This is a genomic window from Streptomyces zhihengii (genome assembly GCF_016919245.1).
GTDB lineage: Bacteria > Actinomycetota > Actinomycetes > Streptomycetales > Streptomycetaceae > Streptomyces > Streptomyces zhihengii.
The window spans coordinates 391345-405963 of sequence record NZ_JAFEJA010000002.1 but is presented as its reverse complement, the minus strand read 5'-3'; the positions used below and the strand labels follow the sequence as shown (position 1 = coordinate 405963).

General features: G+C 74.8%; 17 protein-coding genes. 11 read left to right on the top strand and 6 right to left on the bottom strand.

Annotated features, from left to right (window positions below; genetic code table 11):
• The first annotated feature begins 38 nt into the window (after positions 1 to 38).
• Genes bioD through JE024_RS30010 form a run of 3 tightly spaced genes read left to right on the top strand, consistent with a single transcriptional unit; the run spans position 39 to position 1836 of the window.
• Positions 39 to 752: a dethiobiotin synthase gene (gene bioD / locus JE024_RS30020; RefSeq protein ID WP_205377101.1), complete on the top strand. Its 714-nt coding sequence runs from the start codon at positions 39 to 41 to the stop codon at positions 750 to 752.
• 19 nt (positions 753 to 771) lie between these two features.
• A complete protein-coding gene (locus tag JE024_RS30015; protein ID WP_205377100.1) occupies positions 772 to 1128 on the top strand; it encodes a VOC family protein in 357 nt (118 codons plus the stop codon).
• Between the two features lie 36 nt (positions 1129 to 1164).
• Positions 1165 to 1836: a class I SAM-dependent methyltransferase gene (locus tag JE024_RS30010; protein ID WP_205377099.1), complete on the top strand. Its 672-nt coding sequence runs from the start codon at positions 1165 to 1167 to the stop codon at positions 1834 to 1836.
• A 6-nt stretch (positions 1837 to 1842) separates the two neighbouring features.
• Here the strand turns inward: JE024_RS30010 and JE024_RS30005 are convergent, their stop codons facing one another.
• Both JE024_RS30005 and JE024_RS30000 read right to left on the bottom strand, forming a co-directional pair.
• Positions 1843 to 2214 carry a fic family toxin-antitoxin system, toxin component gene (locus JE024_RS30005; RefSeq protein ID WP_205377098.1) on the bottom strand — a complete coding sequence of 124 codons (372 nt, stop codon included), beginning with the start codon at positions 2212 to 2214 and terminating at the stop codon, positions 1843 to 1845.
• Entirely contained in the window at positions 2211 to 2426 is a 216-nt protein-coding gene (locus tag JE024_RS30000; protein WP_205377097.1) for an antitoxin, read from the bottom strand. Before JE024_RS30000 ends, JE024_RS30005 begins: the two co-directional genes overlap by 4 nt.
• Before the next feature lie 114 nt (positions 2427 to 2540).
• On the opposite strand from JE024_RS30000, the gene JE024_RS29995 reads away from it, so the two are divergent.
• The 3 genes from JE024_RS29995 to JE024_RS29985 all read left to right on the top strand — a co-directional run bounded on the left by JE024_RS29995 (position 2541) and on the right by JE024_RS29985 (position 5484).
• Complete coding sequence (locus JE024_RS29995; RefSeq protein ID WP_205377096.1) at positions 2541 to 2963, top strand: GNAT family N-acetyltransferase; 423 nt, start codon at positions 2541 to 2543, stop codon at positions 2961 to 2963.
• Between the two features lie 155 nt (positions 2964 to 3118).
• Positions 3119 to 4471 (top strand): hemolysin family protein, encoded by a 1353-nt coding sequence (locus tag JE024_RS29990; RefSeq protein ID WP_205377095.1) that lies wholly within the window; start codon positions 3119 to 3121, stop codon positions 4469 to 4471.
• Positions 4468 to 5484: a hemolysin family protein gene (locus JE024_RS29985; RefSeq protein ID WP_205377094.1), complete on the top strand. Its 1017-nt coding sequence runs from the start codon at positions 4468 to 4470 to the stop codon at positions 5482 to 5484. The genes JE024_RS29990 and JE024_RS29985 overlap by 4 nt, the downstream gene beginning before the upstream one ends.
• 113 nt (positions 5485 to 5597) lie before the next feature.
• On the opposite strand, the gene JE024_RS29980 is transcribed toward JE024_RS29985, so the two are convergent.
• On the bottom strand, positions 5598 to 6605 hold the full coding sequence (locus tag JE024_RS29980) for a maleylpyruvate isomerase family mycothiol-dependent enzyme (protein ID WP_205377093.1): 1008 nt from the start codon (positions 6603 to 6605) through the stop codon (positions 5598 to 5600).
• Between the two features lie 61 nt (positions 6606 to 6666).
• Between JE024_RS29980 and JE024_RS29975 the strand changes: the two genes are divergently transcribed.
• The 3 genes from JE024_RS29975 to mug are packed head-to-tail and all read left to right on the top strand — an operon-like array spanning position 6667 to position 9562.
• Positions 6667 to 7503, top strand: a complete 837-nt coding sequence (locus JE024_RS29975) for an SGNH/GDSL hydrolase family protein (RefSeq protein WP_205377092.1) — start codon at positions 6667 to 6669, stop codon at positions 7501 to 7503.
• Positions 7504 to 7562: 59 nt separating this feature from the next.
• On the top strand, positions 7563 to 9005 hold the full coding sequence (purB, locus tag JE024_RS29970) for an adenylosuccinate lyase (protein ID WP_205377091.1): 1443 nt from the start codon (positions 7563 to 7565) through the stop codon (positions 9003 to 9005).
• On the top strand, positions 9002 to 9562 hold the full coding sequence (gene mug, locus JE024_RS29965) for a G/U mismatch-specific DNA glycosylase (RefSeq protein ID WP_205378425.1): 561 nt from the start codon (positions 9002 to 9004) through the stop codon (positions 9560 to 9562). The genes purB and mug overlap by 4 nt, the downstream gene beginning before the upstream one ends.
• 262 nt (positions 9563 to 9824) lie before the next feature.
• Here the strand turns inward: mug and JE024_RS29960 are convergent, their stop codons facing one another.
• Complete coding sequence (locus tag JE024_RS29960) at positions 9825 to 10259, bottom strand: hypothetical protein (protein ID WP_205377090.1); 435 nt, start codon at positions 10257 to 10259, stop codon at positions 9825 to 9827.
• Between the two features lie 174 nt (positions 10260 to 10433).
• Here JE024_RS29960 and JE024_RS29955 point away from each other — a divergent pair, with 174 nt between their 5' ends.
• Positions 10434 to 11591, top strand: a complete 1158-nt coding sequence (locus JE024_RS29955) for an ROK family transcriptional regulator (protein ID WP_205377089.1) — start codon at positions 10434 to 10436, stop codon at positions 11589 to 11591.
• Between the two features lie 81 nt (positions 11592 to 11672).
• On the opposite strand, the gene JE024_RS29950 is transcribed toward JE024_RS29955, so the two are convergent.
• Both JE024_RS29950 and JE024_RS29945 read right to left on the bottom strand, forming a co-directional pair.
• The gene (locus JE024_RS29950; RefSeq protein ID WP_205377088.1) at positions 11673 to 12437 is read right to left on the bottom strand and encodes a GntR family transcriptional regulator; all 765 of its coding nucleotides are present in this window, start codon (positions 12435 to 12437) and stop codon (positions 11673 to 11675) included.
• A 278-nt stretch (positions 12438 to 12715) separates the two neighbouring features.
• Positions 12716 to 13609: an RNA polymerase sigma-70 factor gene (locus JE024_RS29945; RefSeq protein ID WP_205377087.1), complete on the bottom strand. Its 894-nt coding sequence runs from the start codon at positions 13607 to 13609 to the stop codon at positions 12716 to 12718.
• A 152-nt stretch (positions 13610 to 13761) separates the two neighbouring features.
• On the opposite strand from JE024_RS29945, the gene JE024_RS29940 reads away from it, so the two are divergent.
• Positions 13762 to 14592 (top strand): alpha/beta fold hydrolase, encoded by an 831-nt coding sequence (locus JE024_RS29940; protein WP_205377086.1) that lies wholly within the window; start codon positions 13762 to 13764, stop codon positions 14590 to 14592.
• The last annotated feature ends 27 nt before the right edge of the window (positions 14593 to 14619 follow it).

The window sequence follows — 14619 nt, the reverse complement described above, 5'->3', positions numbered from 1 at the left end:
GTTTCCGCAGGACGACGAACGAGGGAGTGGCGTACGGCATGGCAGTGATCGTGGTGACCGGTACGGGGACCGAGATCGGCAAGACGGTGGTGACGGCGGCCGTCGCCGCGCTGGCCGTCGCGGGCGGACGGTCCGTCGCCGTGCTGAAGCCGGCCCAGACCGGTGTCGCACCGGGTGAGCCGGGGGACGCCGCCGAGGTGGTACGGCTCGCGGGCGCGGTCACGGCCGCCGAACTGGCCCGGTTCCCGGAGCCGTTGGCACCCGCCACGGCCGCCCGGCGCGCCGGGCTCGCCCCGGTGGGGCCGGAGCGGATCGCGGCGGCGGCGCGTGACCTGGAGGCCGAGCACGACCTGGTGCTGATCGAGGGCGCGGGCGGGCTGCTGGTGCGGTTCGACGACGACGGGTCCACGCTCGCCGACGTCGCGGTGCTGCTCGGCGCGCCCGTCCTCGTCGTCGTGCCCGCCGGTCTGGGCACCCTGAACACGACCGCGCTGACGGCCGAGGCCCTGCGCGCCCGGGGGCTCGCCCCGTTGGGCGTGGTGATCGGAAGCTGGCCGGCCGCCCCGGACCTCGCCGCCCTGTGCAACCGCTCGGACCTGCCCCTCTCCGCCGGCGCCCCCCTCCTGGGCGCCGTCCCCGAGGGCACGGGCGCCCTCACCCCCGAGGCGTTCCGTGCCGCGGCGGCGGACTGGCTCGCCCCTTCGCTCGGCGGCCGGCTGGACACGGCGGCATGGGCTGCGGCGGACGCCTGAGCGGCCCTAGGCTGAACCCATGCGCGCACGGATCGACGAGATCGTCTTCGACTGCCACGACCCGGCACTGCTCGTGCGGTTCTGGGCGGCGCTGCTCGGTGGCGAGGCGGTGGACCGGGGTGGCGACTGGTCGTACGTGGATCCGCCGGACTCGGTGCGGGTCGCCTTCCAGAAGGTGCCCGAGAAGAAGGCGGCCAAGAACCGGCTGCACCTCGATCTGCACGCGGGTGACGTGGACGCGGCGGCCGACGAGGCCGTGCGGCTCGGGGCCTCGCGCATCGGGGCGCTGGTCACCGACGACCACGGCAGGTTCCAGGTGCTCGCCGACCCGGAGGGGAACGAGTTCTGCTTCGTGGCGGGTACGTCCGCCGCCTGAGCCGGTCGTACCGGAGCCGTCGAGGAGGTCCTGAGCATGGCGCGTGCGCCGAAGGCGTCCGGGGACGCCGTCCACCATCCTCTCTTCGCCCGTTTCTACGCGCGGATGAGTGTCGCCGCCGATCACCGCGCCGGTGTCGCGGCGCACCGTGAGGAGCTGCTGGCGGGGCTCTCCGGGGAGGTCGTCGAGATCGGTGCGGGCAACGGGCTGAACTTCGCCCGCTACCCGGCCGCCGTCTCCCGGGTGCTGGCCGTCGAACCGGAGCGGACGCTGCGCGAGGCCGCGCACGGGGCGGCGGCGCGGGCCGGGGTCGCGGTCGAGGTGGTGCCGGGGACGGCGGAGGCGCTGCCGGCCGGGGACGGCGAGTTCGACGCGGCGGTGGCCTCGCTGGTGCTGTGCACCGTGCGGGACCTGCCGCGGTCCCTGGCGGAGATCCGCCGGGTGCTGCGGCCCGGCGGTGAGCTGCGGTTCTTCGAGCACGGCCTGGCGCCCACGCCGGGCGCGGCACGGGTGCAGCGGATCGTGGACGCCACGGTGTGGCCCCGGCTGTTCGGCGGGTGCCACACGGCGCGGGACACGCTCGCGGCGATCGGGGCGGCCGGGTTCGAGCTCGGGGCGTACCGGCGGCTGCGGGTGCCGGAGGGCGGCGTGCCGCTGCCGAGTTCGCCGTGTGTCATCGGTGTGGCGCGGCGGCCGGCCGGCGGCTGACGCCGCTCAGCCGCACCACTGCCGCAGTTCGCCGGCGACGGCGTGCACGTCGGCCTTGCCCTCCTTGACCAGGCGGGCGAGGTCGCGGACCTGCTCCGGGGAGGTGTCGACCTTCTCGCCGGAGGCGACGAGGTAGCCGTAGGCGACGGCGGAGGCGAACATCGCGTTCGAGTGCTCCAGCGCCGGTACGTGCAGCAGCAGTTGGAGCAGGGCGGCCGCCCGGGTGTGCGGGTCCTGGTAGACGGGCGTGCCGAAGATCTCGGCGTCGTGGCGGCCGACGGCGGCGACGAGCGCGCCCCAGTCGGTCACCTGCGGGTCGCCGGGGGTGTGGTGCTCGGCGACCATCAGCAGCCAGGCGAGGTCGATGGAGAGGGTCAACGCCGCTCGCCGAACTCCTCGGCGAAGACCGCCTCGTACTCCTTCATGAAGTCGGCCGCCGCGTCGACGAAGGTGCGGCCGGCCTCCCCCGCGTCCTGCTTGACGAGCTCCTCGATGTAGCGGTTCACGCTCATGCCGCGGGCGAGCGCCCGCCGGCGGGCGGCTTCCGCGGTGGTCTCGTCGACCCGTACGTTCAGCTGTGTCTTGGCCACCCCTCCACGCTAGCGCCGGACCGCTAGCACCCGCAAGGCGCCGGGACGCGGCGGCCGTCCTGGGGAGTGGAATCCGGTGGCGGACGGCTCGGCGGCCGTGCTTGGCTCGTGATCATGACCGAGCTGCTCATACGCCCCGCCACGGCCGCCGACGCGGAGGCCGTCCTGGCCTTCTGGACCCTCGCCGCCGAGGGGACGAGCATCACGGACGACGTCGACGGCGTGACCCGGCTCATCGGACGGGATCCGGAGGCGCTGATCCTGGCCGAGCGGGACGGGCTGCTGGTCGGTTCGGTGATCGCCGGGTACGACGGGTGGCGCTGCTCGCTCTACCGGCTGGCCGTCCTCCCCTCGCACCGGCGCCGCGGCATCTCCACCGCCCTGCTGGAGGCCGCCGAGCGCCGTTTCGCCGCGGTGGGCGGGCGGCGCGCCGACGCGATGGTGCTGGAGGCGAACGAACGGGCCCACCACGCCTGGTCGGCGGCCGGCTACCACCGGCAGAACCGCTGGCGGCGCTGGGTCAAGCCGTTCGCCTGACCGTCGCGCGTCCTTGTTTTGCGGCTCCTTTACGATGGGGGGATTGTCGACCCCCCGTACGAAAGGTGTGAGCGTCCGCCCATGGGCGAGCCTCCCAGTAGCAGACATCGCGCGATCAGCCTCCCCCTGCCCGATCATGGGACGGAGGTGAACCGATGACCGAAGTGCTCCTGCTCGCCGTGGCGGTGCTGCTCTCGCTGGCCTGCGGTGTCTTCGTCGCGGCGGAGTTCTCTCTGACCACCGTCGAGCGCGGCGAGCTCGAACGCGCCGCCGAGCGGGGCGAGCGCGGCGCGGCCGGCGCCCTGAAGGCCGTCCGCAGCCTCACGTTCCAGCTCTCCGGCGCCCAGCTCGGCATCACCGTGACGAACCTCGTCGTCGGCATGCTCTCCGAGCCCTCGATCGCCGCCCTCATCCGCGGGCCGGTGGAGGACCTCGGTCTCTCCCCCTCCGTCGCCTCCTCGGTGGCGCTGGTCATCGGCACTGCCCTGTCCACCGTCGTGCTGATGGTGGTGGGCGAGCTGGTGCCCAAGAACTGGGCCATCTCCTCGCCGCTGGCCGTGGCGAAGGTGGTCGCCCCGCCGCAGCGGTTCTTCACCGCCGCCTTCCGGCCGCTGATCGGGCACCTCAACAGCACCGCCAACCGGATCGTGACCCGGCTCGGCATGGAGCCCACCGAGGAGCTGGCGTCCGCGCGCAGCCCCAAGGAGCTGGTGGCCCTCGCCCGGCACTCGGCGAAGGCCGGGGCCCTGGAGGCGGACACGGCCGAGCTGTTCGTCCGGACGCTGAACCTGGCGGAGCTGACCGCGGAGAACGTGATGACGCCCCGGGTCCAGGTGATGGCCCTCGACGTGTCGGCGACCGCCGAGGACGTCGCGAACGCGACCCGGGCGACCGGCCTGTCCCGCTTCCCCGTGTACCGGGGCAGCCTGGACACCGTCGTCGGCGTCGCGCACATCAAGGACGTGCTGACGGTCCCCGCGGACGAGCGGCCGCGCCACCGGGTGTCGGATCTGCTGCGCGAGCCGGTGCTCGTGCCGGAGACCCTGACGGTGGACCGGCTGCTCGACCGGCTCTCGGGCCGGTCGACGATGGCCGTGGTGATCGACGAGTACGGCGGCACCGCCGGGGTCGTCACCCTGGAGGACATCGTCGAGGAGGTCGTCGGCGAGGTGCGGGACGAGCACGACCCGCACGAGACGCCCGACCTGGCGCGGGCCGGCGAGGACGCCGACGGGCGCAGGCTCTGGTCCGCCGACGGCGCCGCCCGCACCGACCAGCTCGCCACCATCGGCCTGGACGTCCCCGACGGACCGTACGAGACGCTCGCCGGGGTCGTCGCCACCGAGCTGGGGCGCATCCCCGCCGAGGGCGACCGCATCGACATCGCGGGATGGCGTCTGGACGTGGTCGACGCCGCCGGGCGGCGCGCCGCCCGGGTACTCATGCACGCACCGCTCGCCGGTGACGGCGCCGAGGACGGCGGTCTGACCGAGGAGGCCGGGCGATGACCGGGATCCAGCTCTTCATCGGCCTGCTGACCCTGGTCGTCAACGCCTTCTTCGTCGGCGCGGAGTTCGCGCTGATCTCCGTGCGCCGCAGCCAGATCGAGCCGGAGGCACAGGCCGGCAACCGCCGTGCCCGCAGCGTGCTGTGGGCCCTGGAGCACGTGTCGGCGCTGCTGGCCGCCGCCCAGCTCGGCATCACGCTGTGCACCCTGGTGCTCGGCATCGTGGCCGAACCGGCCATCGCCCACCTGCTGGAGCCGGTGTTCGACGCGATCGGCGTGCCGCACGGCGCGGTGCACCCGATCTCGTTCGTGATCGCCCTGGCGCTCGCCACCTACCTCCACATGCTGCTGGGCGAGATGGTCCCGAAGAACATCGCGCTCGCGGAGCCGGTGCGCTCGGCGCTGCTGCTCGGCCCGCCGCTGGTGGCGCTGGCCCGGGCCCTGCGTCCGGTGATCTTCACCGTCAACGCGCTGGCGAACGCCCTGCTGAAGCTGTTGCGGGTGGAGCCCAAGGACGAGGTCTCGGCCACGTTCTCGGACGACGAACTCGCCTCGCTCGTCCAGGACTCCGGTGAGGCCGGGCTCCTCGACGACCGCTCGGCGGAGCGGCTGCGGGACGCGCTGGAGCTGGGCCGCCGTCCGGTGCGCGACGTGGTGATGCCGGTCGAGCAGGTCGTGTACGCGAAGGCCGGGACGACGCCGGAGCAGCTGGAGCAGCTCTCCGTCGAGTCCGGGTTCTCGCGTTTCCCGGTGATCGACACCGGGCGGCGCATCCTCGGCTACCTGCATGTGAAGGACGCCCTGGACGCCACCCCGCGTGACCTGCCGTTCCCCGTGCAGGCGATGCGCCCGATCGCCCGGGTGCGGGCGACGACCCCGCTGGACGACGTGCTGACCGCGATGCAGCGCAGCCGCACGCATCTGGCCGCCGTCCTCGACGAGGAGGGCAGGCCGGAGGGTCTGGTGACGATGGAGGACATCCTCCGGGAGCTGGTGGGGCGCCCCTCGCGCTGAGCCGCTCCCCCGGAGGCACGGCCCCGGTGCTCCGCCCGTCGCGGCGGAGCCCCGGGGCCGTGCGCGTCCCGGCGGCCGCCGGGAGTGCCGGGAGGCGCCGGAAGCCCGTCGCCTCAGAAGACCGTCGCCGCGAGCCAGCCCGACAGCACGGCCGCGTCGCCGCTCACCGTCAGCCGGCGGTCACCGGGGGCGCGGCGCCCGTACACGAGGAGCAGCAGGTCGGCGGCGGTGCCGGTGACCGCGGCCGAGGGCGACGGCGCACCGGTCCGGGTCCAGGAGAAGCCGGCCGGCCCGAAGGCGGCGGTCCAGGCGGCTCCGGTGTCCAGGGCCCGGAGGGCGACGGTGCCCGCGGGCAGGGCGGCGACCGGGTCGGCGAGCCGCGGCAGGTGCGGCAGGTTCTCCAGGAACTCCTCGATTCCGTCGGCCGCCGTACGCGGGGCGATGTCCGGTTCCCGCCCCAGGGAGAGCTCCGCGTCGGCGAGGTGGACGACCCCTTCGAACAGCAGCCGCCGCGCGTAGCCGGCGACCCGCTGGTCGGCCCCGTACGACCAGATCGGGGTGTCCGGGTCCACCTTGCGCAGGACCGCGAGGGCCTCCTCGGCCGCGTCGGCCGCCCAGCGGGGGAGGCCGGCCGGGTCCTCGGGGAGGCCGAGCGGCACGTCCCTCCCCCACACGGCCTCCGACGCCCGCACCCGCACCACATGGGCCGCCCACCGGTGGGTGGTGCCGTGGTGCCGCACCAGGTCGGCGAAGGTCCACCCGGGGCAGGTCGTCACCGGGGTGGCCGGATCCACGTCGGTGACCACCGCGGTGAACCGGCGCATCAGGTGCTCGATGTCCGTGCAGTACAGCTCGTGCTGGTCGTCGTCGAGTCCGAAGCCCTCCGGCAGCCGCTGCAGTTCGTCGCGCCAGGGCCCGGCCGGATGCCGGTCGGCGGCCCGCCGCAGCAGCCGCCCGAGGTCCTGGCGGTCGGCCGGGGAGAGCCGGTCGAGCACGGCGCCGGTGGCCTCCAGCCACTTCACGGCGGTGTCCGGGTCGAGTGTCTCGTCGTCGCAGGTGTCGATCGTGGCCACCACGTCCGCCAGCGCCTCCGCCAGCGTGTTCAGCAGGGCATCGCTCACTGATTGCTCCCCTCCCGGTACGGAACCGAGGGACCTTACCGCGCGGTACGATCGCTGCGCCATGGAGATGAATGCCAACTACACCAGTTTTGTCGCGGTCGGTGACTCGTTCACCGAGGGCATGTCGGACGTTCTCCCCGACGGGAGCTACCGCGGCTGGGCCGACCTGCTCGCCGCCCGGCTGGCCGCCCGCACCCCCGGCTTCGCCTACGCCAACCTCGCCGTGCGCGGCAAGCTCATCGGCCAGATCGTCGAGGAGCAGGTCGGCGCGGCCGCGGCCATGCGCGCCGACGTGGTCACCCTGGTCGGCGGCCTCAACGACACCCTGCGCCCGAAGTGCGACATGGGCCGGGTCCGCGGGCTGCTCGACCAGGCGGTGGAGACGCTCGCCCCCTCCTGCGGGACGCTGGTGCTGATGCGCTCCCCCGGCCGCAGCGGCCCCGTGCAGCAGCGCTTCCGGCCGCGGATGGAGGAGCTGTTCGCGCACATCGACACCCTGGCCGCCCGCCACGGCGCGCTCGTCGTCGACCTGTACGGCGCCGAGGTGCTCGCCGACCAGCGGATGTGGGACGTCGACCGGCTCCACCTCACGGCCGAGGGGCACCGCCGGGTGGCCGAGGCCGTCTGGCAGACCCTCGGCCTCGAAGCCGAGGACGACTGGCGGGCGGGACTGCCCCCGGCCGTCCTGCCCGGGTGGGGCGTGCGCCGGATCGCGGACCTGCGCTTCGCCCGTCAGCACCTCGGGCCGTGGATCGGCCGCCGGCTCACCGGCCGGTCCTCCGGCGACGGCCGCCCGGCCAAGCGTCCCGAGCTGGCTCCCTACGAGGCGGCAGCGGCGGCGGCCGAGCGGGACGGGAGCCGGCCGGGCCCCGGAGCGGCGCCCTCGGACCGTTCGTAGCAACGCACAACCGGGGCCATGGCGCTGGCCTGCAGAAACCACCAGTAGAATCCGGACACGTGACTGCTGTGTCTGCGAAGCCTCGCATCCCCAATGTCCTGGCCGGCCGCTACGCCTCCGCGGAGCTCGCCGTCCTCTGGTCCCCCGAGGAGAAGGTCCGCCTCGAGCGCCGGCTCTGGCTCGCGGTGCTGCGCGCCCAGAAGGACCTCGGGATCGACGTCCCGGACGCGGCGCTCGACGACTACGAGCGGGTGCTGGAGACGGTCGACCTGGCGTCGATCGCCGAGCGCGAGAAGGTCACCCGCCACGACGTGAAGGCCCGGATCGAGGAGTTCAACGCCCTCGCCGGACACGAGCACGTCCACAAGGGCATGACCTCCCGTGACCTGACCGAGAACGTCGAGCAGCTCCAGATCCGGCTCTCGCTGGAGCTGGTGCGCGACCGCACGGTGGCCGTGCTGGCCCGCCTGGGCAGGCTGTCGGGCGAGTACGCCGAGCTGGTCATGGCCGGCCGCTCGCACAACGTCGCCGCGCAGGCCACCACCCTCGGCAAGCGTTTCGCCACCGCCGCCGACGAGCTGCTGGTCGCCCACGCCCGCCTGGAGGACCTGCTCGGCCGGTACCCGCTGCGCGGGATCAAGGGCCCGGTCGGCACCGCGCAGGACATGCTCGACCTGCTCGGCGGCGACGCCGCGAAGCTGGCCGACCTGGAGCGGCGGATCGCGGGCCACCTCGGCTTCGCGCAGGCCTTCACCTCGGTGGGCCAGGTCTACCCGCGCTCGCTCGACTACGACGTCGTCTCCGCGCTGGTGCAGCTCGCCGCCGCGCCGTCGTCGGTCGCGAAGACGATCCGGCTGATGGCCGGCCACGAGCTGGTGACCGAGGGCTTCAAGCCGGGCCAGGTCGGCTCGTCCGCGATGCCCCACAAGATGAACACCCGCTCCTGCGAGCGGGTCAACGGCCTGATGGTCATCCTGCGCGGCTACGCCTCGATGACCGGCGAGCTGGCGGGCGACCAGTGGAACGAGGGCGACGTCTCCTGCTCGGTGGTGCGGCGCGTGGCGCTCCCCGACGCGTTCTTCGCGCTGGACGGCCTGCTGGAGACCTTCCTGACCGTGCTCGACGAGTTCGGCGCGTTCCCGGCGGTCGTCGCCCGGGAGCTCGACCGCTACCTGCCCTTCCTCGCGACCACCAAGGTGCTGATGGGCGCGGTGCGCGCCGGTGTCGGCCGCGAGGTCGCGCACGAGGCCATCAAGGAGCACGCGGTCGCGTCCGCGCTGGCGATGCGCGAGCAGGGCGCGGAGCGCAACGAGCTGCTCGGCAAGCTGGCCGCCGACGAGCGGATCCCGCTGGACCGGGCGCAGCTCGACGAGCTGATGGCCGACAAGCTGTCCTTCACCGGCGCCGCCGCCGGGCAGGTCGCCGCGGTGCTCTCCCGCGTCGAGGAGATCGTGAAGGAGCACCCCGAGGCCGCGCGGTACACGCCGGGAGCGATCCTCTGACGAGGTTCACCCCGGCCGAGCTGGAGGCCGCCCGCGACCGTCTGGTGCCGGACGTGGTCGCGGACGGCCTGCGGGTGCTGTTCTGCGGGATCAACCCCGGTCTGACGACGGCGGCGACCGGTCACCACTTCGCCCGCCCCGGCAACCGGTTCTGGCCCGTGCTGCATCGGTCCGGCTTCACCCCCCGGCTGCTGACGCCCGCGGAGCAGGGCCTGCTGCCCCCGCTCGGGCTCGGCATCACCAACGTGGTGGCCCGGGCGACGGCACGCGCCGACGAACTGACCCCCGAGGAGTACCGGGAGGGCGGCCGGCTGCTCACCGCGAAGGTGGAGCGGCTGCGGCCCCGCTGGCTGGCGGTCGTCGGCATCACCGCCTACCGCACGGCCTTCGGCGAGCGGGGCGCGGCGACCGGTCCGCAGGAACGGCGCATCGGCGGCACCCGGATCTGGGTGCTGCCCAATCCGAGCGGGCTGAACGCGCACTGGACGGTGGCGACGATGGCCGAGGCCTACGCGGAACTGCGCGTGGCCGCCGCCGAGGAGCCCGGCCGGCGGTGACGCCCGGGGGCGGGCGGCTGCGGGGGCGAGGCGCCCCGTCGAGGGCGGTCCCCCGCGAGGGCGGTCCGCCTGGTGGGCGGTCCCTCGCGGGGACGCCCGGGCCCGGTCCGCGCCCGGGCGGGCCGGCCGCCAGTACAGGCCCTCACGCTCAGGCCGGAACAGCGCTCGGGCCGGAACGGCGCACAGGCCGGACGGTGCCCGGGCCGGAACAGCGCTCAGCACATGGCGGCGCCCAGAGCGGACCGGGCCTGCGGTCCTGCGGTCAGGGCGGGTCGGTCCCGGTGACGGCCACCAGCAGTTCCCAGGCGCCCTCCCCGGCGGGGGCGGCGCCGACGGCTATCCAGTGGCCGGCCACACGCCACAGCCGGACGTCCCCGGCCCGGTGGCTCAGCTCCTCCCACGGCGGCGCCACCGGCAGGCCCGCGGCCCCGGCCGCCGACACCGACCAGAGGCCGAGGTGCTCCGGCTCGCCCCAGCGCACCGTGAGCGCCGCCACCAGCGCCTCGCACTCCGCTCTGCACTGCGCCTCGCCCCCGCCGGGCGCCGGGCACCGCGCGGTGTCCCCGTCGCCGCCGGCCGGGAGCCGGGCGAGGTGGTACCCGGGGCCCGCGGTCCCGGACCGCGACGGGCCGGGCACGTCCGGGAAGGCCCGGCCGCGCAGCAGGTCGATCTCGGCGAGGTGCCGTGCGGTGGTCATGACCCCAGTAAACCGGCCGGGTACGACAGTTGGCGCTCCGTCAGGCACCGCACGGCCACCGTGCGGGGCGGGCGGCGCGGCGCCGGGCGCGGGGGCGGCCCGGGGCGGCTGCGCGCACCCCCCGCGCACCGAGTACGATCCGGCCAAGACGCGCTCGAACTGGGAGGACACACAGTGGGGCGGCTGACCGGCGGAGATCCTTCCCTGTTGCGGCGTATCAACTCCGCGGTGGTGCTCCATTCCCTGCGGGGCGCCAACTCCCCCACCCTGACCGATCTGACCCGGATCACGGGCCTGTCGCGCCCCACGGTCGAGGGCGTGGTCGAGGGACTCGTCGAGGCCGGACTGGTCGTGGAGAGCGTCCCCGAGGAGGGCGAGGCACGCCGTCAGGGCCGCCCCGCGCGCCGCTACCGCTTCCGTGCGGAGGCCGGTCATCTGCTGGGCATCGAGATCGGCGCCCACCGTGTCGCGGTCCTGATCTCCGGGCTGGACGGCCGGATCATCGGCGCGGGCTCCCGGGAGGTGTCGGAGACGGCGAGCGCCGACGACCGGCTGGAGCGGGTGCGGTCCGTGGTCGCCGACGTGCTGCGCCGGACCGGGGTGGCCCGCAGCAGTCTGCGGGCGGTCGGCGTCGGATCGCCGGGGATCGTGGAGGCCGACGGCACCGTGCGGCTGTCGACGGCCCTGCCGGGATGGACCGGGCTGCCGCTCGGGGAGCGGCTGAGCCGCTCGTTCCGCTGCCCGGTGCTGGTCGAGAACGACGCGAACGCGGCGGCCGTCGCCGAGCACTGGAAGGGCGCCGCGCGGGAATCGGACGACATCGTGTTCGTCCTCGCCGGGCTCAGCCCCGGAGCGGGCTCGCTCATCGGCGGCCGGCTGCACCGCGGGTTCGGGGGCGCGGCCGGGGAGATCGGTGCGCTGCACCTGCTGGGCCGCGAGGTCACCCCCGAGACGCTGCTGTCGACGACGGACGAGCCGCTGCCCCCGCTCGACGAGCAGGCGGTGGCCGAGGTGTTCGCCCTGGCCAAGAGCGGCGACGAGCAGGCCCGCGAGGCGGTGGACCGGTACAACCAGCGGCTGGTCCACGATGTGGCGGCCCTGGTGCTGGCGCTCGATCCCGAGCTGGTGGTCATCGGCGGCTGGGCGGCCGGCCTCGACGGCGTACTGGAGCCGCTGCGCACCGAGTTGTCGCGCTACTGTCTGCGGCCGCCGCAGGTGACCCTGTCGATGCTGGGCGAGGCCGCGGTGGCCACGGGGGCGCTGCGGGTGGCCCTGGACCACGTGGAGGAGCAGTTGTTCGCGGTGGAGGGCACGGCCACGGCCCGCCGCTGAGCGGTGCCGCACACGCGCCGAGGGCCCGCCCCGGGCGGGGCGGGCCCTCGGAGGAAGCCCGGTGGGTCGGTCCGCGTCCGGTCAGGAGGCGCGGCGGCGGTCGTCGTCGTGGCTGATCTCCAGGTCGCCGTGGGCGCCGAAGGTCAGCCGGCAAGTGTCGGCACGGTAGGTCGCCGCCGAGACGGCGGCGGTGCGTCCGCCGGAGAAGTAGCGGGTGGTGACGACGAGGACGGGCGCCCCGGGCAGCCGGTCCAGTTCCTTGGCGTCGACGGCGCCGGCCGAGCCGAGTTCGACGGCACGGTCCTGGCCCTCCAGGTCGAGCCGTGCGAGTTCGCGCAGCACGCTGCGGGCGAGCGCGGGGCCGGAGGGCGCGTCTATCCCGGAGAGGTCGGGCACCGAGGACGCCGGCACGTAGAGCAGTTCGGCGGCGACGGACTGGCCGTGGCCCATCCGCACCCGGCGCACGACGTGGGTCTCCTCGCCGGCCTCGCTGTCGAGGAGGCGGGCGACGGCCGCGGGCGGCACGGCGCGGGTGCACTCGGTGGCCTGCCAGGCGTCGGAGGCGATGCCCGGCCAGTCGTAGGGCGAGGCGGAGACGTCCACGCCGACGCGCGGGGGCGCGACGGTGGTGCCGACACCGCGGCGGCGCTGGAGGCGGCCTTCGAGTTCGAGCTGCTCCAGTGCCTGGCGCAGCGTGGCGCGGGCCACACCGAAACGGGCGGCCAGCTCGCGTTCGTTGGGCAGGATCTCGCCGACCGTGAACTCGGAGTCGAGTGCCTCGGCCAGGACGTTCTTGAGGTGCCAGTACTTAGGCTCCGGCACCGTGTCGAGCTGCGTGGTCCCCACCCTGTCCTCCGCAATCGCCGTGTCCCCGGCGGCTTTCCGCGCCCTTGTTTATTAAAGGTTCCTGCACTAACCCTGCGACCATAGAACCGGGCTCCCACTTGGTCAAGACCAATCATGCGGTCGTCACGCTGCGAAGCCGTCCGGCGTCGCGGTGCGTTCATGAGGTTGTCGCACCGGTGCCACCGGTGCGTCGGAACGCGGCGGACCCCGCGCCGGGCGGGCGGCGCGGGGTCTCGCGGCGGGGCGGGCGGGGCGGCCGGGACCGAACCGGCGGGGCGTCAGGGCCCCGTGGGCACGGACAGGGCCCCGAGCTTGTCCGGGTTGCGGACGATGTAGACGCAGGCGATGCGCCCGTCCACGGCCGCCACCTGGAAGAGGCTGTCCGGGCGTCCGTCCACGAGGACGAGCAGCGCGGGCGCGCCGTTGGTCTCGACGAGACGCGCCTCCATCCCGTCGAGCGGCTCCCGGCTCACCGCGAGGAGGAAGCGGCCCACCTTGTCGGCGGTGTGCAGGACGCGCAGCGGCGCCTTGGACTTGCCGCCGCTGTCGCCGACCAGGGTGACGTCGGGCGCCAGGAGGGAGAGCAGCTGTGCCAGGTCGCCGCCCGCGGCCGCGGCCAGGAAGCGTTCGGTCAGGTCGCGGCACTGGGCCGGGTCGGCGTCGTAGCGGTGCCTGCGCTCGTCGACGTGCCGGCGCGCGCGGCCGGCGAGCTGGCGCACCGCCGCCTCGGACCTCTCCAGGGTGGCCGCGATCTCGGCGTACGGGAAGCCGAAGGCCTCGCGGAGCACGAAGACGGCCCGCTCCAGCGGGGAGAGCGTCTCCAGGACGACGAGCACGGCGAGGGACACCGAGTCGGCGAGCACGGCGCGTTCGGCGGTGTCGGGGACCTCGGGGCCGAAGTCGGTGACGATCGGCTCGGGGAGCCAGGGGCCGACGTAGGACTCGCGGCGCGAGCCGATGTGGCGGAGCCGGTCGACGGCGAGCCGGGTGGTGACGCGGACGAGCCAGCCGCGCGGTTCGCGGACGTCCCCGTGGTCGGCGGCGGCCCAGCGCAGCCACGCCTCCTGCACCACGTCCTCGGCGTCGGCGACCCGGCCGAGCATGCGGTAGGCGACACCCGTCAGGACGGGCCGGTGCGCTTCGAAGACGTCGGTCACGGTGTCGGTCGCCACCCGGCCATCCCAGCCGACACGGCGCCCGGTGTCCAGCGGACGGGGGTGCGGCGCGCGGCACATCCGACGGACCGTGCCGGGCTCTTGAACAGCGGGCTACCGGCGGGTAATTGTTACGGAGGACCGCCCGGCGACCAGGAAGCAGCAGGCACATGGCCGAAGAGATCTCGTTCTCCGTCAGCACGGCCCGGGGCAGCGGGCCGCTGACCCTCGGCTACGAGCGCGCCGGCGGCGGCGAGCCGCTGCTCCTGCTGCACGGCATCGGCCACCACTGGCAGGCATGGCGGCCGGTGCTGGAGATCCTCGCCGCCGAACGCGACGTGATAGCCGTCGACCTGCCCGGCTTCGGCTCCTCGCGCCCGCTGCCGGACGGGCTGCCGTACGACCTGCCCACCATCTCGGCGGCGCTCGACGCGTTCTGCCGGGAGCTCGGGGTGGAACGCCCCCATGTCGCGGGCAACTCGCTCGGCGGGCTGCTCGCGCTGGAGCTCGGGCGCCTGGGGCTCGTCCGCTCCGTCACCGCGCTGTCGCCCGCGGGCTTCTGGTCGCAGGGCGAGCGGAGGTACGCGTTCACCACGCTGCGCGCGATGCGGCTGGGGGCCCGTTCGGTGCCGCCGCCGGTGATCGAGCGGCTGTCGCGGACGACGGCGGGCCGGGCGGTGCTGGTGAGCTCCATCTACGCCCGGCCCGGGCGGCTTTCGCCCGAGGACGCGGTCGCCGGGACCCGCGCGCTGCGCGAGGCCACCGGCTTCCACCGCACCCTCGCAGCGGGCGGGAGCGTGCTGTTCACCGAGGACGTCCCGGAGGTGCCCGTCACCATCGCCTGGGGCGAGCGGGACAGGCTGCTGCTGCGGCGCCAGGGGGTGCGGGCCAAGCGGACGATCCCCGGGGCGCGTCTGGTGCGGCTGCCGGGGTGCGGTCATGTGCCGATGAACGACGATCCGGCGCTGGTGGCCCGGGTGGTGCTGGACGGGAGCCGCTGAGCGCGGGCACGATCCCGCTCTCCGTGT